The organism is Streptomyces sp. NPDC048248 (assembly GCF_043201875.1).
Lineage (GTDB): Bacteria > Actinomycetota > Actinomycetes > Streptomycetales > Streptomycetaceae > Streptomyces.
In genome coordinates, this window is sequence record NZ_JBICZL010000022.1 from 26800 (window position 1) to 47338 (window position 20539).

Annotated in this window: 20 protein-coding genes; 9 read left to right on the forward strand and 11 right to left on the reverse strand. The window is 69.1% G+C overall.

The genetic code is table 11. The features are described from left to right. Positions 1 to 6: 6 nt before the first annotated feature. From ACGFZW_RS33745 to ACGFZW_RS33755, 3 genes are read left to right on the forward strand one after another with little or no spacing between them, the layout of a single operon-like run. On the forward strand, positions 7 to 972 hold the full coding sequence (locus tag ACGFZW_RS33745; RefSeq protein ID WP_393897171.1) for an alpha-ketoacid dehydrogenase subunit beta: 966 nt from the start codon (positions 7 to 9) through the stop codon (positions 970 to 972). Between the two features lie 50 nt (positions 973 to 1022). Then, a complete protein-coding gene (locus ACGFZW_RS33750) occupies positions 1023 to 2288 on the forward strand; it encodes a dihydrolipoamide acetyltransferase family protein (protein WP_393897172.1) in 1266 nt (421 codons plus the stop codon). Positions 2289 to 2336: 48 nt separating this feature from the next. Next, positions 2337 to 3359, forward strand: coding sequence for a ketoacyl-ACP synthase III family protein (locus ACGFZW_RS33755; protein WP_393897114.1), 1023 nt, complete (start codon positions 2337 to 2339; stop codon positions 3357 to 3359). Between the two features lie 354 nt (positions 3360 to 3713). Here ACGFZW_RS33755 and ACGFZW_RS33760 read toward each other — a convergent pair whose 3' ends face one another. Genes ACGFZW_RS33760 through iolC form a run of 10 tightly spaced genes read right to left on the reverse strand, consistent with a single transcriptional unit; the run spans position 3714 to position 15168 of the window. Next, positions 3714 to 4721, reverse strand: coding sequence for a sugar phosphate isomerase/epimerase family protein (locus tag ACGFZW_RS33760; RefSeq protein WP_393897115.1), 1008 nt, complete (start codon positions 4719 to 4721; stop codon positions 3714 to 3716). Then, a complete protein-coding gene (locus ACGFZW_RS33765; RefSeq protein WP_393897116.1) occupies positions 4718 to 5584 on the reverse strand; it encodes a sugar phosphate isomerase/epimerase family protein in 867 nt (288 codons plus the stop codon). Before ACGFZW_RS33765 ends, ACGFZW_RS33760 begins: the two co-directional genes overlap by 4 nt. Further along, positions 5581 to 6603 carry a Gfo/Idh/MocA family oxidoreductase gene (locus ACGFZW_RS33770; protein WP_393897117.1) on the reverse strand — a complete coding sequence of 341 codons (1023 nt, stop codon included), beginning with the start codon at positions 6601 to 6603 and terminating at the stop codon, positions 5581 to 5583. Before ACGFZW_RS33770 ends, ACGFZW_RS33765 begins: the two co-directional genes overlap by 4 nt. 47 nt (positions 6604 to 6650) lie before the next feature. Further along, positions 6651 to 8081: a sugar porter family MFS transporter gene (locus tag ACGFZW_RS33775; protein ID WP_393897118.1), complete on the reverse strand. Its 1431-nt coding sequence runs from the start codon at positions 8079 to 8081 to the stop codon at positions 6651 to 6653. A gap of 9 nt (positions 8082 to 8090) precedes the next feature. After that, positions 8091 to 9038 (reverse strand): TIM barrel protein, encoded by a 948-nt coding sequence (locus tag ACGFZW_RS33780; protein WP_393897119.1) that lies wholly within the window; start codon positions 9036 to 9038, stop codon positions 8091 to 8093. Positions 9039 to 9073: 35 nt separating this feature from the next. Beyond that, a complete protein-coding gene (locus ACGFZW_RS33785) occupies positions 9074 to 10570 on the reverse strand; it encodes a CoA-acylating methylmalonate-semialdehyde dehydrogenase (RefSeq protein ID WP_393897120.1) in 1497 nt (498 codons plus the stop codon). A gap of 33 nt (positions 10571 to 10603) precedes the next feature. Beyond that, positions 10604 to 12484, reverse strand: a complete 1881-nt coding sequence (gene iolD, locus ACGFZW_RS33790; protein ID WP_393897121.1) for a 3D-(3,5/4)-trihydroxycyclohexane-1,2-dione acylhydrolase (decyclizing) — start codon at positions 12482 to 12484, stop codon at positions 10604 to 10606. Continuing rightward, positions 12481 to 13356: a 5-deoxy-glucuronate isomerase gene (iolB, locus tag ACGFZW_RS33795; RefSeq protein ID WP_393897122.1), complete on the reverse strand. Its 876-nt coding sequence runs from the start codon at positions 13354 to 13356 to the stop codon at positions 12481 to 12483. The genes iolD and iolB overlap by 4 nt, the downstream gene beginning before the upstream one ends. Then, the gene (locus tag ACGFZW_RS33800; protein ID WP_393897123.1) at positions 13353 to 14225 is read right to left on the reverse strand and encodes an aldolase; all 873 of its coding nucleotides are present in this window, start codon (positions 14223 to 14225) and stop codon (positions 13353 to 13355) included. The genes iolB and ACGFZW_RS33800 overlap by 4 nt, the downstream gene beginning before the upstream one ends. Further along, complete coding sequence (gene iolC, locus ACGFZW_RS33805) at positions 14215 to 15168, reverse strand: 5-dehydro-2-deoxygluconokinase (RefSeq protein WP_393897124.1); 954 nt, start codon at positions 15166 to 15168, stop codon at positions 14215 to 14217. Before iolC ends, ACGFZW_RS33800 begins: the two co-directional genes overlap by 11 nt. A 212-nt stretch (positions 15169 to 15380) precedes the next feature. On the opposite strand from iolC, the gene ACGFZW_RS33810 reads away from it, so the two are divergent. Next, the gene (locus ACGFZW_RS33810; protein ID WP_393897125.1) at positions 15381 to 16424 is read left to right on the forward strand and encodes a LacI family DNA-binding transcriptional regulator; all 1044 of its coding nucleotides are present in this window, start codon (positions 15381 to 15383) and stop codon (positions 16422 to 16424) included. A 370-nt stretch (positions 16425 to 16794) separates the two neighbouring features. Here the strand turns inward: ACGFZW_RS33810 and ACGFZW_RS33815 are convergent, their stop codons facing one another. Continuing rightward, positions 16795 to 17442 carry a TetR/AcrR family transcriptional regulator gene (locus ACGFZW_RS33815; RefSeq protein ID WP_393897126.1) on the reverse strand — a complete coding sequence of 216 codons (648 nt, stop codon included), beginning with the start codon at positions 17440 to 17442 and terminating at the stop codon, positions 16795 to 16797. A gap of 166 nt (positions 17443 to 17608) precedes the next feature. Here ACGFZW_RS33815 and ACGFZW_RS33820 point away from each other — a divergent pair, with 166 nt between their 5' ends. From ACGFZW_RS33820 to ACGFZW_RS33840, 5 genes are all read left to right on the forward strand, one after another. Continuing rightward, positions 17609 to 17803, forward strand: a complete 195-nt coding sequence (locus ACGFZW_RS33820) for a ferredoxin (RefSeq protein ID WP_393897127.1) — start codon at positions 17609 to 17611, stop codon at positions 17801 to 17803. Continuing rightward, positions 17800 to 17997 (forward strand): FAD-dependent oxidoreductase, encoded by a 198-nt coding sequence (locus ACGFZW_RS33825; protein ID WP_393897128.1) that lies wholly within the window; start codon positions 17800 to 17802, stop codon positions 17995 to 17997. Before ACGFZW_RS33820 ends, ACGFZW_RS33825 begins: the two co-directional genes overlap by 4 nt. 18 nt (positions 17998 to 18015) lie before the next feature. Continuing rightward, on the forward strand, positions 18016 to 19227 hold the full coding sequence (locus ACGFZW_RS33830) for a cytochrome P450 (protein ID WP_393897129.1): 1212 nt from the start codon (positions 18016 to 18018) through the stop codon (positions 19225 to 19227). A 77-nt stretch (positions 19228 to 19304) separates the two neighbouring features. After that, on the forward strand, positions 19305 to 19712 hold the full coding sequence (locus ACGFZW_RS33835; protein ID WP_393897130.1) for a carboxymuconolactone decarboxylase family protein: 408 nt from the start codon (positions 19305 to 19307) through the stop codon (positions 19710 to 19712). Beyond that, on the forward strand, positions 19709 to 20512 hold the full coding sequence (locus ACGFZW_RS33840) for an SDR family NAD(P)-dependent oxidoreductase (RefSeq protein ID WP_393897131.1): 804 nt from the start codon (positions 19709 to 19711) through the stop codon (positions 20510 to 20512). The genes ACGFZW_RS33835 and ACGFZW_RS33840 overlap by 4 nt, the downstream gene beginning before the upstream one ends. The last annotated feature ends 27 nt before the right edge of the window (positions 20513 to 20539 follow it).

The following is a 20539-nucleotide window of genomic DNA, read 5'->3' on the forward strand; positions in this document are numbered from 1 at the left end:
ACCACGATGACGCTCGCGAAGGCGGTCAATGCTTCGTTGCGGTCAGTCATGGAGGCCGATCCGAAGGTGTTGCTGATGGGTGAGGACATCGGCAAGCTCGGTGGCGTCTTCCGGGTGACCGATGGTCTGCAGAAGGACTTCGGCGAGAGCCGGGTGATCGACACCCCGCTGGCGGAGTCTGGGATCGTGGGAACCGCGATCGGTCTGGCGTTGCGGGGCTACCGACCGGTGGTGGAAATCCAGTTCGACGGTTTCGTCTTCCCCGCGTACGACCAGATCGTCACGCAGTTGGCGAAGATGCACGCACGCGCGCTGGGGAAGGTGAAGCTGCCGGTCGTCATCCGCATTCCCTACGGTGGTGGCATCGGCGCGGTGGAGCATCACAGCGAGTCGCCGGAGGCGCTGTTCGCGCATGTGGCGGGCTTGAAGGTGGTGTCCCCGGCGAATGCGGCGGATGCCTACTGGATGATGCGGCAGGCAATCGAGAGTGACGATCCCGTCATCTACTTCGAGCCCAAGCGGCGGTACTGGGACAAGGGTGAGGTCGATGAGATCACCCTTCCGGCGCCATTGCACTCCGCCCGGGTGGCTCGGGAGGGGAGCGATGTGACGCTGGCGGCCTACGGGCCGACGGTGAAGCTCTGCCTGGAGGCCGCCACGGCCGCTGAGGAGGAGGGGCGCAGCCTGGAGGTGGTCGACCTGCGGTCGATGTCGCCGATCGACTTCGACACCGTGCGGCAATCGGTGGAGAAGACCCAGCGGCTGATCGTGGTCCACGAAGCCCCGGTGTTCCTGGGCGCCGGCGCGGAGATCGCCGCCCGGATCACCGAGCGGTGCTTCTACCGCCTCGAAGCCCCGGTGCTGCGGGTGGGCGGCTTCCACACCCCGTATCCGCCGGCCCGGCTGGAGGAGGAGTACCTGCCCGGCCTGGACCGAGTACTCGACGCCGTCGACCGCGCGCTGGCGTACTGAGGAGGGGCAACGTGACAGATACCGCTACTCGTTCCCTCCGGGAGTTCACGATGCCCGACGTGGGCGAGGGACTCATCGAGGCGGAGATCCTCAAGTGGCACGTCCAACCCGGTGACACCGTCACCGACGGGCAGGTCGTGTGCGAGGTGGAGACAGCCAAGGCAGCCGTCGAACTACCCATCCCGTTCGACGGGGTCGTCGGCGACCTGGTGTATCCCGAAGGTGCCACCGTCAGCGTCGGCGAGGTCATCATCACGGTGGACGTGTCGCCCGGATGCGCACGGGGCGCGCCCCAACCGGGAGGCCGACAGCCCGTATTGGTCGGCTACGGGGTGGCGGAAGGGACGTCGAGACGGGCGGCCCGCCGCAACAAGCCCGCTGCGCTCGCGACGGGAGCACCACCGCGCCTGGAATCCGGCACCCCCGTCCGTCAGGTCGCCGGCGCGGCCGGCCACACACCACTGGCAAAGCCGCCCGTCCGGAAGCTGGCCAAGGACCTGGGCATCCACCTGGCCTCGGTGGTGCCCAGCGGACCGGGAGGTCTTGTCACCCGCGACGACGTGCACGCCGCAGCAGTGGCGGCGGCCGCGCCCCAGCGGGCCGACCGTCCTGACGCCCGCGAGAGCCGCATCCCCATCAAGGGAGTCCGCAAGGACGTCGCACGGGCGATGGTCAGTTCCGCGTTCACCGCGCCGCACGTCACCGAGTTCGTCACCATCGACATGACGCGCATGCGCACGTTCCTCAGGAAGCTCAACGAGGACACCGAACCGGTCGGCTCGCGGGTCAGCCCACTCCTGGTCATCGCCAAGGCCCTGCTCCTCGCCGTCAAACGCAACCCCGACATCAACGCCACGTGGGACGAGGCCAACCAGGAGATCGTGCAGAAGCACTACGTGAACCTGGGTATCGCCGTGGCTACCGCGCGTGGACTGGTCGTTCCGAACATCAAGGACGCGGGCGCGATGACTCTGCCGGAACTGGGCGAGGCGCTGGGCGATCTCGTCTCCACCGCCCGCGCGGGCAAAACCCCGCCCGGCGCGATGCGGAACGGGACCATCACCATCACCAACATCGGAATCTTCGGAGTCGACACCGGCACGCCGATCCTCAACCCCGGCGAGTCCGCGGTCCTCGCGGTGGGAGCGATCAAGCTCAGGCCCTGGGTGCACAAGGGCAAGGTCAAGCCGCGTCACATCGCGACTCTTGCGCTCTCCTTCGACCATCGGCTCGTCGATGGGGAGCTGGGGTCGAAGGTCCTGACGGACGTCGCCGCGATCCTCGAACGGCCCGAGCGGCTGATCGCGTGGAGCTGACCCCCTCTCGCGCCCTCTCGTTCACACAGCACAGGGAGATACCCATCCATGATTTTCCACGATGACCTTGCCATCGAAGGCGTCGCCACCTGGCTCCCGGACCGGCGACAGACGGCCGAGGAGGTCGTTACGACAGGCCTGATCGATCCGGAAGCCGCGGCCGCGACAGGCGCGCTCGAAGTTCCCGTGTCCGAGGGCATATCCGCGCCGGAGATGGCGGCGAAGGCCGGCAAGCTGGCCCTTGAGCGGGCCGACATCGACCCGGTTGATGTGACGCTGCTGGTCCATGGGCACGTGTACCACCAGGGGCACGACCTGTGGTCTCCGGGGCACTACATCGCCCATCAGGTCGGTGCGTCCAGCGCGGTACCGTTCAGCCTGCTGCAGATGTCCCACGGTGGGGCCATGGCGATTCACATGGCGGCCGACCACCTGAGGGCCCATCCACAAGCGCGTGCGGCGATGGTGACGACAGCGGACCGGTTCACTGAGCCGGGCTTCGACCGCTGGCGCTGCGAATCCAACATCGTGTTCGGCGATGGAGCGACCGCCGCCGTGCTCGGCAGGTCCGGGCGCGGTCTGCGGCTGGTGTCGCACGCGGTAATCGGCGTCCCCGAGTTGGAGGGCATGTACCGGGGAAGCGACGCATTCAGCCTCGCGCCCCTCGCGCACAGCATCCCCATCGACGGCAAGCGCCCGAAGAAGGCGTTCCTCGCAGCGGGCGGCGGAGAGAGGTTCGCGCATCTTGCTCCCATCAAGATCCGTGAGGTTGTCACCACCGCGCTGGCCGATGCGAACCTCGATCCCCACGATCCGGCCATCCGGAGTATCACGCTGTCCCGGATGGGGCCCAAGCCACTGGAGATGCAGTACTTGCCCGTCGTGAAGGACCTCCTCAAGGCTGACGTGCTGCATCTGGGCACACAAACCGGTCACCTGGGGTGCGGCGACGTCCTCGCCAACCTCGCCGACATCACCGAACAACGGCTGTTGGAACCCGGCGAATACACTCTCGCGCTCAGCGGAGGCTCCGGACACACCTGGTCCTGCCTCATCGTTCAGCAACTGTGAGGCTGCCTGCCCAACGTACGCACCACCTACGGAAAACTACGTTCGGCTACCGCCCCTGGTAGGAAGTCTGATGCTTCTTGAAGCGGCCCCGCATCCGTTTCGGGGCGCGGGGTGACGTCTTGCTCTCCCGCGGGCGATGGGGGTTCCGCTACCTGTTCACGAGCGGCGGCAGCCCCCGATGGGTGCTGCCGCCGCTCGCGTCGCGCCTACGTGTAGTTCCGCGGGCTCAGTCGGCGGATTGCTACCCACCTTGGTCCCGAAGGTGGGGCTGGCTGCCTGCCCCACCTTCCTGCAAGACCACGGTGCTGTCCGGGCTTCGTGTAGCTGGCGTCAGCAAGGTGCGACCGCTGCTGGTCAGGGGCGGTCGCCGGGCGCTGTCGCCCCTGACGCGTGGAGCAGGGTCCGCGCCGCCACCTCCAAGCCCTCCATCTGGCCCAGCTCGGTGTCCTCGTGCTCGATGTTCACCGCCATGTCGGGGTCGATCCGGTGCAGTGCGTCCAGGAAGCGGCCCCAGAATGCCTCGTCGTGGCCGCGGCCCACCGCGACGAAGTCCCAGGTCGAGTCCTGTGGCCAGCGGTTGAGGGTGTGGTGACCGCCGAGCTGGACCGGGTCGTCGGTGACCTTGGTGAAGCGGTCGTCGAGGACGCCGTTGACCCGGCACCGTTCCGCGTTGATCCGGGTGTCCTTGGCTGCGGCGTGGAAGACGAGGGGGCCCAGGTCCTCGATAGCGGCAACGGGGTCGATGCCCTGCCAGAAGAGGTGGCTGGGATCGAGTTCGGCGCCGATGTGCGTCGCGTCGGTGCGCTCGACCAGCCGCTTCAACGTCGCCGGGTTGAACACCAGGTTTTGCGGGTGCATCTCGATGCAGACCTTCACCCCGTGGGCGGCGGCCAGCTGCTCGATGTCCCGCCAGAAGGGGACGGCGATGGTGTCCCACTGGTAGGTGAGGGAGTCGAGGAAGGCGCTGTGCCAGGGGTTGACGTTCCAGGCCGGGACGGCGCCGCCCGGTTCGGCGGCCGGCAGCCCGGACATCGTCACGACGCGGCGGATGCCGAGCAGTCCCGCGACCTGGATGGCGCGCCGCAGGTCGGCGGCGTGCGCGGGGCCGGCCACCGGGTCGGGGTCCAGTGGATTGCCGTTGACGTTGAGCCCGGTGAGCTCGATGCCGGCCTCGGCGAACGGCTTCAGATATGCCTCGGGGGACAGCGCACCGGACAGCAGCTTTTCGACCGGCAGGTGCGGGGTCGGCAGGAAGCCGCCCGCATTGATCTCGGCGCCCGTCAGCCCGAGCGAGGCGATGGCCGACAGCGCCCCTTCGAGAGAGAGGTCGTGCAGGACAGCGGTGTAGATGCCCAGTTTCATCGCGTCAGCTCCTTGGTGATCCGGTCGAGCATGAAGGCGGATGACTCGCAGGCGCGTTCCTCCCAGGCGAAGACGCAGGCCGTCGCGACGCCGTCGAAGTCCAGCTCGCGCAGCGTGCCGAAGAAGGCGTCCCAGTCGACCTCGCCCTGTCCGATGTCCAGGTGCTGATGGATACGGGCGGCCGTGCCGGGCGGGTTGAGGATGTAGCGCAGGCCGGACGAGCCCTTGTGGTTGAAGGAGTCCGCGATGTGTACGTGCTGGAGCTTGTCCCCGGCGTAGCGCATCATCGCCGCGATGTCCGCCGTCGGGTCCGCGCCCGAGAGGTGGAAGGAGTGCGGGGCGCAGTAGAGGTAGTTCACCCAGGGCCTGTTGATCGCGCGGACCAGGTCGACCGCCGGGCGGTTCTCCTCGCAGAAGTCGTCGGGGTGCGCTTCGAGGTTGAGGGCGATGCCCTCGCGTTCGAAGAGGGGGAGGAGCTCCTCCATGGAGCGCCAGAACGCGGCCTCGCTCGCCGCCGCCTGGTCCGGGCGTCCGTTGAACTCCGAGTTCATCAGCGGGCAGCCGAGGTCCGCGGTGATCTCGATCATCCGCTTCCAGTACCGGACGGCGGCCTGCCGCTCGGTCTCGTCAGGCGAGGACCACTTGTAGAGGGGTAGCACGCTCGACAGCTGCACATCGTGCGTCCGCAGTGCCGTCTTCAGCTCCCCGATCCGAGCGTCGTCCGCGCGCGGGTGCAGGAAGAAGGGCATGAAGTCGTTGCGCGGCGACAACTCGATGTAGGAGTAGCCGAGTTCGGCGACGGTGCGCACCATCTCGTCGATCGGCAGCGCACGGAACATGTACGGGTCGAGGGCGATTTTCATCGGGCGTCTCCGGTGGTGTAGAAGGCGGGCCGGTCCTTCAGGTGGACGTCGACGATCCGGCCCGATTCCAGCGCCTCGACGGTCGTGTTGGTGATGACGGTGGCGGCGTAGCCGTCCCACGCGGACGGGCCGGTGGGCCCGGTTCCCGCCTGCACGGCGGCGATCCACTCCCGGAACTCCTCGTCGAAGGCGTCCGTGAAGCGGCCCTGCCAGTCCTGGAGTACCGCGGTGCTGTGCCGGGCGGCGCTGCGCACACCGACCGCGGCCGGGTCGGGCAGCCGCACCACGCCGGTCTCGCCGACCGTCGCGCACTGGATGTCGTAGCCGTACCGGCAGTTGACGAAGACCTCCAGGTCGATGCGCACACCGGCCGCGGTCTCGAAGAGCATGATCTGTGGGTCCTTCAGGTGCGGGTGCCGGTTGCCGGTGGCACGCGGGGTGAGCACCTGGACGGAGACGATCTCGTCGTCCAGCAGCCAGCGCAGCACGTCGATCTCGTGCACCGCGGTGTCCAGCGCGGCCATCCGGGAGGTGTAGGACTCGGGGACGGTCGGGTTGCGGTGGGCGCAGTGCACCATGAGCGGGGCGCCGATTTCCCCGGTGCCGAGGACCTGCTTCATCTGGCGGTAGCCCGCGTCGTAGCGGCGCATGAAGCCGACCTGAACGAGCTGGCGGCCGTGCGCCATCTCGGCCTCGACGATCTCCAGACAGTCCTCGGCGCTGGTGGCCAGCGGCTTCTCGCAGAAGACAGGCTTGCCCGCGGCGACGGCGCCCAGCACGTGCTCGGCGTGCGTCGGCCCCCACGAGGTCACCAGGACCGCGTCGACCTCGGGCAACGCGATCAGCTCGGCTCCGGTGGGCACGGCGCGGGCGCCGACACCGGCCGCCGCCTCCTCGGCGCGGGCGGTGTCGATGTCGGTGACCGCGACGACTTCGGCGCCCGTGATGACGTGGGTGAGGCGGCGGATGTGGTCCTGGCCTATCCATCCGGCGCCGATGACCCCTACACGCACAGTCATGGGATTCCTTTCTGCGGTTCTTCGAGCCCATGGGCCCGGGAGGAAATTCAGGAAAAGCGGCTGCGGAGTTCCGCTTCGAGGGCTTCCAGGGAGCGGCCCCTGGTCTCGGGCACGTACCGCTTCACGAAGGCGATGGCCAGGAGGCCGAGTGCCACGAAGACGAAGAAGGTGTTGGAGATGCCGACTCCGGAGACCAGCGAGGGGAAGGCGAGGCCGATCGCGAAGTTGGTCAGCCAGAGCACCACGGCTGCGATGCCCATGCCGAAGGCTCGCATCCGGGTCGGGAAGATCTCCGAGAGCATGAGCCAGGTGACCGGCGAGATCGCGCCCTGCTGGAAGGCGAGGAAGGTGACGGTCATGGCGAGCACGGCGAAGGCGCGTCCGTCGCCGGCCGGCATCACGTACGAGAAGACGCCGATCAGCAACAGGGCGCAGGTCGTGCCAATCTGGCCGATCATCAGCATCGGGCGGCGGTTGACGCGGCCGAGCAGCCAGATGCCGGCGAAGGTGGCCAGTACGGAGATCACGCCGTTGGCGATGTTCGCGGTCAGCGCGCCTTCCGAGGCGAACCCGGCGTCGGTGAGGATCTGGGTGCCGTAGTACATGATCGTGTTGACACCGGTGATCTGCTGGACGACGGCGATGCCGAAGCCCACCCACATCAGCCGGCGGAGCCACGGGGTGGCCCTGAGGTCCTTCCAGCCCCCCAGCTTCTCCTGCTCGTCCTTGACGGCGAGCGCGGAGACCTCGCTCAGTTCGGCCTCTGCCCGCTGCGTGGACCTGACCTGCTTCAGCACCTCGAAGGCGTCGCTGAAGCGGCCCTGCGCGGCCAGCCAGCGCGGGCTCTCCGGCATCACCAGCATGCCGAACCACAGCACCACGGCGGGCACCGTCGCGATCACCAGCATCCAGCGCCAGACGCCGCCGGACTCGCCGCCGAGATGGGCGATGACCGCGTTCGACGTGAACGCCAGCAACTGCCCGCTGACGATCATGAGTTCGTTGCGGGTGACGAGTGCGCCACGGCGCTCCGCCGGTGAGATCTCGGCGAGATACACCGGCACGGTCACCGACGCGCCGCCCACCGCGAGACCGAGCACGAAGCGCGCCACGATCATCACCGCGGTGCCGGGCGCGAGCGTGGCGCCCAGCGCACCCAGGAAGAACAGCACGGCCAGGAGCAGGATGTTCCGGCGCCGGCCGCGGGCGTCCGAAAGCTTTCCGCCGACGACCGCCCCCAGGGCGGCCCCCAGTAGGAGGGAGCTGGTGACCATGCCCTCCGTGAGGGGGCTGAGGCCGAGGTCATCCCTCATGTACGGCAGCGCGCCGTTGATGACCCCAGTGTCATAGCCGAAGAGCAGTCCGCCGAAGGTGGCGATGAGAGTGATCACCCGCAGACGGTGCGTCACCTGGCGGGGCGCGTCTCCTGGGTGGACGGGTGGTGCGGTGTGTGCCATCGCGTCGTCCCTGACGTCCATGGCCACCTCCTACCGATTGTTCGGGCGTCGGGTGGCGGAAAGGCCGCAGTCGGCCAGGTGGGTGCGGGTACGGACGGCGATGGGCAGCGGCACGTCCGGGGCGCACGGGTACAGGTCCTGCTCGACGATGACGAACAGTTCGGCATCCAGCCGGGAGAGCTCGGCGATGACCGACGCAGGGTCAGGGACGCCCGCGGGCGGCGTCACGCACACCCCGCGCTTGACGGCCTCGCCGAAGGACAGTTCCTCGGCGGCCACCTGCGTCAGTACGTCGGGGTCCATCTGCTTGATGTGCACGTACCCGACGCGCTCGCCGAAGCGGCGGATCAGGTCGAGGTTGTCACCGCCGCCGTAGGCGACATGGCCGGTGTCGAGGCAGAGGTTGGTGTAGCGGCTGTCCGATTCGTTGAGCAGCCGCTCGATCTCCGGCTGTGTCTGGATGTGGCTGTCGGCGTGCGGGTGCAGGACCAGACGGATGTCGTACTCGTCGAGCAGCAGCTTGCCGAGCCGGTCGGCGTTCCGTCCGAAGCCGGCCCACTGAGCGGCGGTCAGCTCGGGGGTCTCGGTGAAGTGGCCGGTCTTCTCGTCGCGGTACATGGGTGGGATGAACACCAGGTGGTGGGCGCCCGCCGCCGCGGTGAGCGCGGCGACCTGTCGGACATGGGCGAGCATGCCGTCCCATGCCTCGGGCCGGTGCAGGGCCCCGAAGGCAGTTCCGCCCGAGACCTTCAGGCGGCGGACGGCGAGCTCCTCGGCGAGGACCTCGGGGCGGGTCGGGAGGTAGCCGTAGGGGCCCAGCTCGAGCCATGTGTAGCCGGCCTGCACCAGCTCGTCGAGGAATCGGCTGTACGGGACCTGGTGTTCGTCCTCGGGGAACCAGATGCCCCACGAGTCGGGCGCGGAGCCCAGGCAGAGGTTGCCCGCGACGGTACGGAGCGGGGACGGCGCCGCTGTCATGGTGAGTCCTTAGGGAGACGGGAAAGGGAGGTGGATCAGTGGGAGGTGGGGAAGCTGAAGCCTGCGGCGACCTGCTGCCGGGACTCCGGCCAGCGGCTGGTGACGACCTTGGGGCGGGTGTAGAAGCGGATGCCTTCGGCGCCGTGGATCGGGGAGTCGCCGATGAGGGAGTCCTTCCAGCCGCCGAAGGAGTAGTACGACATGGGCACCGGAACCGGCACATTCACGCCGATCATGCCGACCCTGACCCGGCGCTGGAAGCGACGCGCCGCCTCACCGCTGCCGGTGAAAACCGCGGTGCCGTTGCCGTACGGGTTGGCGTTGATCAGGGCGATCGCCTCGTCGAGGGTGTCGACGCGGACCACCGCCAGGACCGGGCCGAACAGCTCCTCCCGGTACGCGTCCATCTCGGTGGTGACGTGGTCGAGCAGCGAGGGGCCGGTGAAGAAGCCGTTCTCGTGTCCCTCGACCTTCAGCCCGCGGCCGTCGATGACGACGGTGGCGCCCTGACCGGGGGCCCGCGCGACGGCGTTCTCGACCCGCTCCTGAGCGGCCTTGGTGACGAGCGGGCCCATGTCGGTGTCCCACGCGTCACCGGGCCCGACCTTGACCTCACCGGCCTTGCGTGCAAGGAGGGGCACCAGCCGGTCCGCGGCGTCACCGACCGCGACGGCGACCGACAAGGCCATGCAGCGTTCGCCGGCCGAACCGTACGCGCCCGCCGTGATGTGGTTGGCGGCGAACTCCAGGTCCGCGTCGGGTAGCACCACGGCGTGGTTCTTGGCGCCGCCGAGAGCCTGGGCCCGCTTGCCGGCCGAAGTCGCTCGCTCGTGCACGTACTTGGCGATGGGTGTCGAGCCGACGAAGGACACGGCTTCGATGCCCGGGTGGGTGAGGATCGCGTCGACCGCGGTCTTGTCGCCGTGCACGACGTTGAAGACCCCGTCGGGCAACCCGGCCTCGCGGTACAGCTCGGCCACGAAGTTCGCGGCGGACGGATCGCGCTCGCTCGGCTTGAGGACGAAGGTGTTGCCGGTGGCGATGGCGATGGGGTGCATCCACAGCGGCACCATGGCGGGGAAGTTGAACGGAGTGATGCCCGCGACGACGCCCAGCGGCTGGCGGAAGTCGTGGACGTCCACGCCGCGGGAGACCTGGTCGGAGAAGCTGCCCTTGAGGATGTCACCGAGCCCGCAGGCGAACTCGACGACCTCGCGGCCGCGTGCGATCTCGCCGCGCGCGTCGTCGACGGTTTTGCCGTGCTCGGCCGAGATGATCCGGCCGAGCTCCTCCTCGTGCTTCAACAGAAGCTGGCGGAAGGCGAACATGACCTGGGTGCGCTGGGTGAGCGACGACTCCGACCAGGTCTCGAAGGCCGTGGCGGCGGCGGAGACCGCGGCGTCCACGTCGGAGCTTTCTGCGAGCAGGACGCGGGCCTGTTCCTCGCCGGTGGCCGGGTTGAAGACGGGGGAGGTGCGGGTGGCGGCGCCGGAGGTGGCGCTGCCGTTGATCCAGTGCTTGATGGTGTTCATGCAGCTTCCTTTGCGGGGCTTGCCTTGCGGGGGCTACAGGTAGTGGCGCTGGGTCTGCTTGGCGGCGGCATACGTGGCGTACGCCTCCTTGGTGGAGTCCAGGGCTGAGGTATCGCTGACGGGCACGTCCCACCAGCCGTGACCAGGTGGGTTCGGGCCGTAGAGATCGGTCTCGATGTGCACGACGGTGGCGCGGTCGGCGGCCTTGGCCTTTTCCATCGCGATACGGAACTCGTCGACGCTGGTGGCGTGCAGGACGTCCGCGCCGAGGCTCGCGGCGTTCGCGGCGAGATCCACGGGGAGTACGCCGCCGTCGAGCTGCCGTGTTTCCTCGTCCCGGAAGCGGTACTGCGTGCCGAAGCGCTGCGAGCCGAGGGACTCGGACAGCGCGCCGATGGAGGCGAAGCCGTGGTTCTGGACGAGGACGATGATCACCTTCAGGCCCTCGGACACCATCGTCACGATCTCCTGGGCCATCATCAGGTAGGAGCCGTCACCGACGAGGACGACGACCTCGCGCGAGGGGTCGGCCATCTTCGCGCCGACACCGGCAGCCACCTCGTATCCCATGCAGGAGTACGCGTACTCGACGTGGTACGCCTTCGGGTCGCGGGCTCGCCACAGCTGCTGGAGGTCGCCCGGCATGGACCCGGCGGCGTTGATGACGACGGCGTGGTCGTCCAGGGCATCGTTGAGCGCGCCCAGGATCTCCGTCTGCGAGGGCAGCGGACCATGTCCTCGGCTGAAGCACGCTTCCTCGATCTCCCGTGTATGGGAGATGAGTTGATGGGTGTGGCGGCGGTAGCCTTCGTCGACGTGCCAGCCGGCGAGTGCCCCTGCGAGCGCCTCGATGCCGAGCTTGGCATCGGCGACCAGCGGCTCCGCGGAGTGCTTGACGGCGTCGAGCCGGGCCACGTTGAGATTGATGAAGGCGACGTCCGGGTTGCCGAAGACGGTGTGGCTGCCGGTGGTGAAGTCGCTGTAGCGGGTGCCGATGCCGAGCACCACGTCTGCCTCCGCCGCCAGTGCGTTGGCCGCATGGCTGCCGGTGGAGCCGATGCCGCCCACCGCGCACGGGTGGTCCCATGCCACCGCGCCCTTGCCGGCGTGCGTGTCCGCGACCGGGAGGCCCGTCGCCTCGGCGAGGGCGCGCAACTGGGTGGCCGCGCCGGAGTAGACCACGCCGCCGCCCGCGACGATCAGCGGCTTCTTCGCGGAGCGGAGCAGGGCGACGGCCCGTGCGAGCGCGGCTTCCTCCGGCACCGGGCGGCCCACGTGCCAGACCCGGCGCCGGAAGAATTCCACCGGCCAGTCGTACGACTCCGCCTGCACGTCCTGCGGTAGGGCGAGCGTCACCGCACCGGTCTCCACCGGGTCGGTCAGCACTCGCATCGCGGCGAGCGCGGCCGGAATCAGCTGCTCGGGCCGGGATATCCGGTCGAAGTACTTCGACACCGCGCGGAACGCGTCGTTGACCGAGGTGTCGCCGGCCCGCGAGTCCTCCAGCTGCTGGAGCACCGGCTCCGCCACCCGGGTCGCGAACATATCGCTGGGCAGCAGCAGCACGGGCAGCCGGTTGGTGGTGGCCAGCGCGGCGCCGGTGAGCATGTTCGTCGAGCCGGGCCCGGTGGACGCGCTGCAGGCGAACGCCGCGAGCCGGTCACGCATCTTCGCGTAGGCGACGGCGGCGTGCACCATGCCCTGCTCATTGCGGGCCAGTAGGTAGGGGAGGTCGGCCTCCTCGGTGACGGCGGCCTGCAGGAGGGCCTGCCCCAGCCCCGCGACGTTGCCGTGCCCGAAGATGCCCCAGGCACCCGGGATCAGCCGCTGCTCCTGGCCGTCGCGTTCGCTGTACTGGGCGGCCAGGAAACGGACCAGGGCCTGCGCGGTGGTCAGTCGTACGGTCGTGCTCATCGCTGCTGGTCCTCTCCGAAGGGGAGCCGGTCGTCGATGTCCTGGTTCGTCCAGGCGGTGCGGACCCAGCCGTGGGCGGGGTCGTCGCAGATCAGCCAGGCGCGATCCTGGCCGGGGCCCGCCATGACGTTGAGGTAGTAGAGGTCGTAGCCGGGTGCGGCGATCGACGGGCCGTGCCAGCCGTGCGGGATCAGCACGGTGTCGCCGGAGCGGACCTCGGCCAGCACGTCGATGGGCCGCTCCTGGGTGCCGTACACCCGCTGGTAGGCGAAGCCGTTGCGGCCTGAGACCTCGAAGTAGTAGATCTCCTCCAGCTCGCTCTCGCCCGCGCGCGCTTCGTCGTGCTTGTGCGGCGGGTAGGAGGACCAGTTGCCGCCCGGTGTCAGCACCTCGCAGACCAGGAGCTGGTCGGCGTCGAAGGTTCCCGGCAGGCAGTAGTTGTTGACCTGGCGCGAGCAGGCGCCGGCTCCGCGCAGCTCGACGGGCACGTCCTCCTTGCGCCCGTACCGGGGGGCCAGGACCACCTCGGTACGCGCGGAGGGCAGCGCGAACCTTCCGCCGGATGCGCTGCTGATCAGGGCCGTGGAGCTCCGGGGGACGTAGGCGAAGTCAGTCGCCGAGGCGAACACCCCGGTGCGCCCTGCGAGGCCGAAGGTCTGCCCGCCGACGGTGACCGTGCAGCCACCAGACAGCGGCAGGACCAGGAACTCGCTGTCATCGGTGTCCAGGGCATGGGCCTCGCCGGGTGCCAGTTCCAGGATGCGCAGCCCGGAAAAGCCCCAGCCCGCGGACTCGGGCGTGATGACGAGGTCGTACGGTCCGTCCTTGGTGCTCCCCTTGGGCAGGTGGAGCTTGTCGTCGTGGATGCTCACAGCAGGCTCACCGCCCGGTCCACGGCCCCGGCGACATCGCCGTCAGAGGGGTAGAGCAGGGACCGGCCGACTGTCAGACCCTGCGCGGTGGGCAGCTTGAGGGCCTTGCCCCAGGAGGCGAAGGCGGCCTCGGGGTCCTTGACCTCGCCGCCCAGCAGCACCGCCGGCAACGTCGAGGCCGCCAGGACGCGCTCCATGTCCTCGACGACCGGAAGCTTCAGCCACGTATAGGCGCTGCGCCGGCCCAGGCCCGAGGCGATGGTGACCGACTTGATGACGGCGTCGGTGGAGAGGTCGTTGCGGATACGGCCGCCGTCCCAGACCGAAAGGAACGGCTCGACCATCGCCACCAGATGATGGTCATTGAGCTCGTCCACGGCACGGGCAGTGTTCTCCAGCGCGGACGGGGTCGCCGGGTCCTCCAGCGCGATGCGCGTGAGCATCTTGCCGCCGTCGAAGCCCATCGTGGCGATGGTGGCGGCGTCGTACCCGGTGAACCGGTCGTCGATCTCGAAGACCGAACCGGCCAGCCCGCCGCGGTTCATCGACCCGAAGACGCTCTTGCCGTCCAGCACCCCGAGCAGCAGCAGGTCATCGAGGATGTCCGCGGTGGCGAGCACCCCCGTCACACCTGGCCGCTCCAGGGCGGTGCACATCCGGTCGAGCAGCTCGAACCGGTCGGCCATCGCGGACGGGTCGGAACCCACGGCGTTGGCGCCACGGGCCGGGTGGTCGGCGGCGATGATCATCGCTTTGCCGTGCTCACCGAACGGCGACGTGGCTTTCACGCGGCGCGCGGCCGCGGCCGCGATGGCACCCGGGTCCTTGACCCGGGCGTCCACGATCCGGCTCACCTTGTCAGACAGCACTGTTCACCTCTTGGAGCTTGTTGTTGACCTCGGACTCGGTCGGCATGGCGTCGGAGCAGGCCAACTCGCCGGCGACCAGCGCGCCGGCGGCATTGGCGAAGGACACCGCGCGATGGGTGTCCCAGCCCGACAGCAGTCCGTGGCACAGCGCGCCCCCGAACGCGTCACCCGCGCCGAGGCCGTTGACGACATCGACGGGCACCGGCGGGATCTCGGCCGCCGTGCCGTCGCGGTCCATGGCAATCACGCCCTTCGGCCCCTGCTTCACCACCGCTAGTTCGACACCGGCGGCCAACAGGGCCTCGGCGGCGGCGTACGGTTCACGCTCGCCCGTGGCCACCTCGCACTCGTCGAGATTGCCCACGGCGACGGTGGCGTGGCGCAGCGCGAGGGCGTAGCCCTTGCGGGCTTCGGCGGGATCGGACCAGAACATCGGCCGCCAGTCGAGGTCGAAGACGGTGATACCGGCCTTGGCCCTGTGCTCCAGGGCCGCGAGCGTCGCCGTACGGCTCGGCTCCTCGCTCAGACCGGTGCCCGTCATCCACAGGACGCGGGCGTCACGGACGGCGTCCCAGTCCAGCTCTTCGCGGCGTATCTCCAGGTCAGGAGCTTTTGGCTGCCGATAGAAGTAGAGGGGGAAATCGTCCGGCGGGAAGATCTCGCAGAAGGTGACGGGGGTCGGCGCGATGTCCGACGTGCCGACGAAGCGGCTGTCGACGCCGTAGTCGCCGAGCGCCCGGCGCACGAACGCCCCGAACGGATCGGCGCCGGTCTTGGTGATGACCGCGGTGCTGCGCCCGTGCCGGGCGGCGGCCACCGCGACATTCGTAGGGCTGCCGCCCAGGTACTTGCCGAACGACGTGACGTCCGCAAGCCCCACCCCCGTCTGGAGCGGATACACATCCACTCCGACTCGGCCCATGGTCAGCACATCGAACGACATCTTGGTCCCTTCGCCTTTCGGGTCCCCGTGGTTTCGGTTGGGAATCCGTGGGGATGACGGTGACTGTCGCGCTCTACTAGCGCGCTCTAGTGGCTGTATGATTGCCCTCGTTCAAATGTCATGTCAATGGGTTGTTGCGCAGAGATTTCCTGCGTGTACGGCTCGCGAGAAAGGGGGCGTAGGTGGATGTATCGGGCGAACGGCGCCCCACAATGTCCGACGTCGCGGAGAAGGCAGGGGTATCCAGAGCACTGGTCTCCATCGTCTTCCGAGACCGGCCAGGCGCGAGCAAGGAAACCCGCGAGCGCGTGCTGCGCATCGCGGACGAGCTCGGCTACCACCCCGACAACGCCGCCCGGTTGCTCGCCCGCGGCCGCAGCCGGACACTCGGCGTGCTGCTCACCGTGCACCAGCCCTTCGACGCCGACCTCGTCGAGGCCATCTACCCGGAAGCCGAACGGCTCGGCTATGAGGTGCTGCTGTCCGCCAACGCGCCCGGCCGATCCGAGCAGAAGGCAGTCGAGGCGCTGCTCAGCCACCGCTGCGAGGCACTGATCCTGCTCGGCCCCGCCTCGGACGCCGCCTACCTCGATGCACTCGGGCAGCGCACGGTCGCCGCGTCGATCGGCCGTCGCGTCGTCGGCGCCCGCATCGACAACGTGCACACCGCAGAGGGCAAAGGGGTGCGCGAGGCCATGGCTCACCTCGTCGGACTCGGCCATCGCCGGATCGTCCATGTCGACGGCGGCCGCGACCCGGGCTCGGCCGAACGCCGCCGCGCCTACCGCGCCGCGATGCGCCGACACGGTCTCACCGACGAAACCCGCGTCCTGCCCGGTCGGCACACCGAGGATGCGGGCGTCGCGGCGGCCCGTCTGCTACTGGGGGAGGGCAGCTTGCCCACGGCCGTCCTGGCCGGCAACGATCGTTGCGCACTGGGCCTGTTGATGGCGTTCACCCGAGCCGGAATCGATGTACCGGGCGACATCTCGGTCGTCGGCTACGACGACAGTCATCTGTCCCATCTCATGCCCGTCGGCCTCACGACGGTCCGTCAGGACCCGGCTCTGCTCGCCGAGCGCGCGGTGCGCTTCGTCGTCGAAAGGCTGGAGGGGCAGGGGGTGGAGCCGCAGGAGGCGGTGCTGGACCCCCACTTGGTGGTACGCGCCTCCACTGCGGTGCCGCGGGACGGCGAGCCGTCGACCGGCGCGGGGTCGCGTCGCGGTCGCGTCGAGTTGCCGCAGGAGTCCCGATAGATTCTGTCCGGCATTGCTCGCCTGGACAGATGCAAGACCAACCATATGAGTCGTGGGCACTGCGGCCCGTTATGTGATGTCTCGCGGCACCAGTAGACCCTCGATTGACGAGTGCCGTCGACCTCGAGATCCCGAAACCCTGTGGCAGAAGTGCGTTAGTGGTCTCGGCCGCGAGCCGGTTGACCACCTACGCGCTCGGGGTGGCCCGGTCGACCGGGCGGTGCTCGCCGCCCCGGAGCGCGGAGCCCGGGTGCGTAGCCCTTCGTCGTAGGAACCGGCCACAAAGCGGGGTCCCGCTGCCCTGGGGCAGGCTGCCTGAGGGCACGCTCGCCTCGCAGGGCCCTCATGGCAGCGAAGCGTCCGGCGCAGGCTAGCGCGGGGCCTCGACCGTGGCCAGGGACCGCGTGAGTTCCTCGACGAAGTCGTGCACGTCACCGAGGTCCCACATCCCGGCGCTGCCGTCCAATAGAAGCCGGCCGTGCACGGCCGACCACACTGCCACGGCGGCCGCCTCCGGTGCCTGCGTCATGCGCATGCCTGATTCCGCCAGCCGTGCCACAGCGCCACGCCAGCGCTCCGCCAGGCGCGTCGTCTCGTCCCGGTGCCGGTCACGGTCGGCGAACATCACGCGGAAGCTCGTCCGGTTGCTTTCAGCGAACCGGCAGTAGGCGTGGGCCAGTTCGGCCAGCCGCCGGGCGGGGGGCAGGCCGTCCGAGGTCTCCTCTGCCCGGTCCATCTCGTCCAGGAGCTGTTCGAAGAGGGTCCGCACCGCTGTGCGTGAGAGGTCTTCCTTGTCCGCGAAGTGCAAATAGATGGCCGGCGCAGTGACTCCCGCCTCGCGGGCCACCTCCCGTAGGGACAGCGGCACGGTACCCATCCGGGTCTCGTCGGCGATGAGTCGCAGCATCGCCTGCAGGATTTCCTCGCGGAGCTTGTCCCCCTTCCCGCGGGCGTTGCGGGGTCTGCGTCCGGAGGCTGAGTCCTCGGGTGACGTGGGAGTTCGGGGGAGATCGGCCATGCCTCCAGCCTTGCACAACCTCTGGCCCGAAGCCCTGGCCGAGTCCGCCACCTCGCGGGCGGCCCTCTTGAACCGAAGACTGAACGGGTGTAAATATACAGTCGTTAAGTTATTGCGCGGCGGCCTCGCCCGGATGCTCCCGCGCCGCGTCCCCGATGGGAGTTCCATGCGCATCACGATCGACGAGGACAAGTGCTGTGGCGCGGGCCAATGTGTGTTGGTAGCCCCGAAGGTTTTCGACCAGCGGGACGAAGACGGCGTCGTGATCCTGTTGGACGCCGAGCCGCCGCTTGGTCAGCACGATGCCGCACGCGAGGCCGCAGGCGTCTGTCCGGCCGCCGCCATCGAGATCCACGCGTGACCAGGTCGTCTCGCGGAATCGTCGTGGTCGGCGCTTCCGCGGCGGGTCTGGCCACCGTCGAGGGGCTGCGCCGAGGTGGCTACGGCGGTCCTTTGACGCTGGTCGGCAGCGAGCCGCATCTCCCTTATGACCGGCCGCCGATGTCCCGCACACCCTGGGACCAGGCTCGCAAGAGCTTCCCCGTCTCCGTCTGACAGCTCACAGGAGGTCCCATGACCACCGCCAGCACAGCCGACGCACCGGCGTTTCCCCTGACCCGCGGCTGCCCGTTCGCCCCACCGGAGACCGCCACCGCCTTCCGAGAGGCCGGCGTACCTCGCCGGGTGACGATCTGGGACGGTAGCCGGCCCTGGCTGATCACCCGGCACGACCAGGTCCAGCAGGTCCTCGGCACCGGCGGCCGGTTCGGCGCAGATGTCACGGACCCCGGTTTCCCCAACACCTCCAGCGCTCAGCCCGCAGTCGAAGGCAACATCTTCTTCCGCAAGGACGGCGACGAGCACCTGCCGATCCGCCGCATCCTCAACCCGGACTTCACCGCCAAGCGCTCCGAAGCACTGCGCCCACGCATCGCCGAGCTGACCGAGCAGCTATTGGAGGAGCTGACGGCCAGGGGCAGGCCCGTTGACCTCATCGAGGAGTTCGCCCTCGCCTTGCCCACCGTTGTCATCTGCGAGGTTCTCGGCGTCCCCTACGACGAGCGGCACACCGTGCACGAGTCCTCGAAGAAGATGGTGCAGCTGAGCCTCCCCAAGGAGGAGAAGCTCGCCGCACACCGGACGCTGCACGAAAACCTCAGCCGCAACATGGCCAAGAAGCGCACCGAACCCGACGACGGGCTGCTCTCCCGCCTGGTCAACACCTGGGTCGATGACAAGAGCGTCCTCTCTTTCGAAGGCGCCGTCGGACTCGGCACCCTCGTGATCGGCGCCGGGCACGAGACGACCGCCAACATGATCGGCCTGGGCATCCTCGCCCTTCTGCGCGAGCCTGAGCAGCGGGACATCCTGCTCTCGGCTCCGGAGAAGTACGCGGGCCCCGCGACCGAGGAGATGATGCGCTACTGGAGCATGGTGCAGACGGAGCCGCGGCGCGTGTGCCTTGAGGACACAGAGATCGGTGGCGTCCTGATCAAGGCCGGCGAGGGCGTCATCTGCAGCCTGCCCGCCGCGAACCGCGACTCCGAGGTCTTCGCGGCCCCCGAGAAGCTCGATCTCACTCGCACCGAGCGCAAACACATGGGCTTCGGCTTCGGCATCCACCAGTGCCTGGGCCAGAACCTCTCCCGAGTCGAGATGCAGGAAGCCTGGCCACGCCTCTTTCAGCGATTCCCCACACTGCGGCTGGCGGTGGCCGAGAGCGAGCTCCACTTCCACGACGACTCCCTCACCTACGGTCTCGAAGAACTGCCGGTGACCTGGTGAACGCCCGGGAGGAAGCCGGCTCGGGCGTGAGGGGCGAGGAGACGTCGGCCGAACGCTCCGCACGCGGGCGGGCGGTCATGAGTGAGGTCATGCAGTGCCCGGTGCCGGAGTTCATCGGCGAGCCTGACTCGCTCGGCGACCTCGCTGCCCAGCACATCTTCGGCGACCTCTGGGACCGCCCGGGACTGTCCCGGCGCGAGCGACGGCTGGTGACCCTGGCCGTCCTGGCGGCTCTCGGCCAAGACCGCCCGCACGCACCCCTGCACATCAAGGCCGCCCTGGAGAGTGGCGACCTGTCCGAGACCGAACTGCGGGAGACCGCCGTCCAGATCGCCTACTACGCCGGCTGGCCGCTCGCCACCTCCTTCGACGCCGCCGTGGACAGAGCCACCGGCCGCAGCACCGGCTACGACGAGGTGAACGACCGCGCGTCCGGCCCTGCGCACAGCGCAACACCCCGTACGGAAGGAGAGGAGCAGCCGTGACCACACGCCTGCAAGGAAGGACCGCCGTGGTCGTCGGCGGTGGACAGACGCCAGGCGCCGCCATGGGCAACGGACGCGCCGCGGCGCTCACCTACGCTCGCGCGGGGGCGCGCGTCCTGGTCGTCGACCGGGACGAGAAGTCGGCGGAGGAGACCGTCCTCCTGGTGCGCGAGATTGGCGGCACCGCCACAGCCCACCGCGCCGACATCACCATCGAGGAGGACTGCGCAGCCCTGGCGCAGACCGCCCTGGAGATCTTCGGGCAGATCGACGTGCTGCACAACAACGTCGGGATCGTGGCAAGTGGCCGGACCGAGGACCTCTCCTCGGCCAACTGGCGCCGAGGCTTCGAGGTGAACCTCACCGGGATGTGGATGACCTGCAAGTACGTGCTGCCGCACATGCGGGCGCGAGGACGCGGGGCCATCGTCAACATCTCCTCGATGGCGGGACTCCTCGCGGGCGGTGAGACCATCGCCTACACCACCTCCAAGTCGGCGGTGCACGCGATGACCCGCAGCCTGGCACTGGAATACGCACCGCACGGAGTCCGTGTCAACGCCGTCGCGCCCGGGATGATGGATACCCCCATGGGCGTGGATTCCGTTGCCCGGTCGACCGGCGCTCGGCGGGACGACGTAGCCGCCCAACGGGCGAGCCTCGTCCCCATGGGGCATCAGGGAACCGGCCAGGACGTCGCCGACGCGGCGCTCTTCCTCGCCTCGGACGAATCCGCGTTCATCACCGGTGTCGTCCTGCCCGTCGACGGCGGCTTCACCCTCAAGACCGGCACGCACTGACACCGACCACCACCGCAGGCACGCGGA

Bases quoted from the DNA above. Each gene is read 5' to 3' on its own strand.
- ACGFZW_RS33745 (WP_393897171.1), top strand. From the start codon at position 7: ATGACGCTCGCGAAGGCGGTCAATGCTTCGTTGCGGTCAGTCATGGAG.
- ACGFZW_RS33750 (WP_393897172.1), top strand. From the start codon at position 1,023: ATGCCCGACGTGGGCGAGGGACTCATCGAGGCGGAGATCCTCAAGTGG.
- ACGFZW_RS33755 (WP_393897114.1), top strand. From the start codon at position 2,337: ATGATTTTCCACGATGACCTTGCCATCGAAGGCGTCGCCACCTGGCTC.
- ACGFZW_RS33760 (WP_393897115.1), bottom strand. From the start codon at position 4,721: ATGAAACTGGGCATCTACACCGCTGTCCTGCACGACCTCTCTCTCGAA.
- ACGFZW_RS33765 (WP_393897116.1), bottom strand. From the start codon at position 5,584: ATGAAAATCGCCCTCGACCCGTACATGTTCCGTGCGCTGCCGATCGAC.
- ACGFZW_RS33770 (WP_393897117.1), bottom strand. From the start codon at position 6,603: ATGACTGTGCGTGTAGGGGTCATCGGCGCCGGATGGATAGGCCAGGAC.
- ACGFZW_RS33775 (WP_393897118.1), bottom strand. From the start codon at position 8,081: ATGGACGTCAGGGACGACGCGATGGCACACACCGCACCACCCGTCCAC.
- ACGFZW_RS33780 (WP_393897119.1), bottom strand. From the start codon at position 9,038: ATGACAGCGGCGCCGTCCCCGCTCCGTACCGTCGCGGGCAACCTCTGC.
- ACGFZW_RS33785 (WP_393897120.1), bottom strand. From the start codon at position 10,570: ATGAACACCATCAAGCACTGGATCAACGGCAGCGCCACCTCCGGCGCC.
- iolD (WP_393897121.1), bottom strand. From the start codon at position 12,484: ATGAGCACGACCGTACGACTGACCACCGCGCAGGCCCTGGTCCGTTTC.
- iolC (WP_393897124.1), bottom strand. From the start codon at position 15,168: ATGTCGTTCGATGTGCTGACCATGGGCCGAGTCGGAGTGGATGTGTAT.
- ACGFZW_RS33810 (WP_393897125.1), top strand. From the start codon at position 15,381: ATGTCCGACGTCGCGGAGAAGGCAGGGGTATCCAGAGCACTGGTCTCC.
- ACGFZW_RS33815 (WP_393897126.1), bottom strand. From the start codon at position 17,442: ATGGCCGATCTCCCCCGAACTCCCACGTCACCCGAGGACTCAGCCTCC.
- ACGFZW_RS33820 (WP_393897127.1), top strand. From the start codon at position 17,609: ATGCGCATCACGATCGACGAGGACAAGTGCTGTGGCGCGGGCCAATGT.
- ACGFZW_RS33830 (WP_393897129.1), top strand. From the start codon at position 18,016: ATGACCACCGCCAGCACAGCCGACGCACCGGCGTTTCCCCTGACCCGC.
- ACGFZW_RS33835 (WP_393897130.1), top strand. From the start codon at position 19,305: ATGAGTGAGGTCATGCAGTGCCCGGTGCCGGAGTTCATCGGCGAGCCT.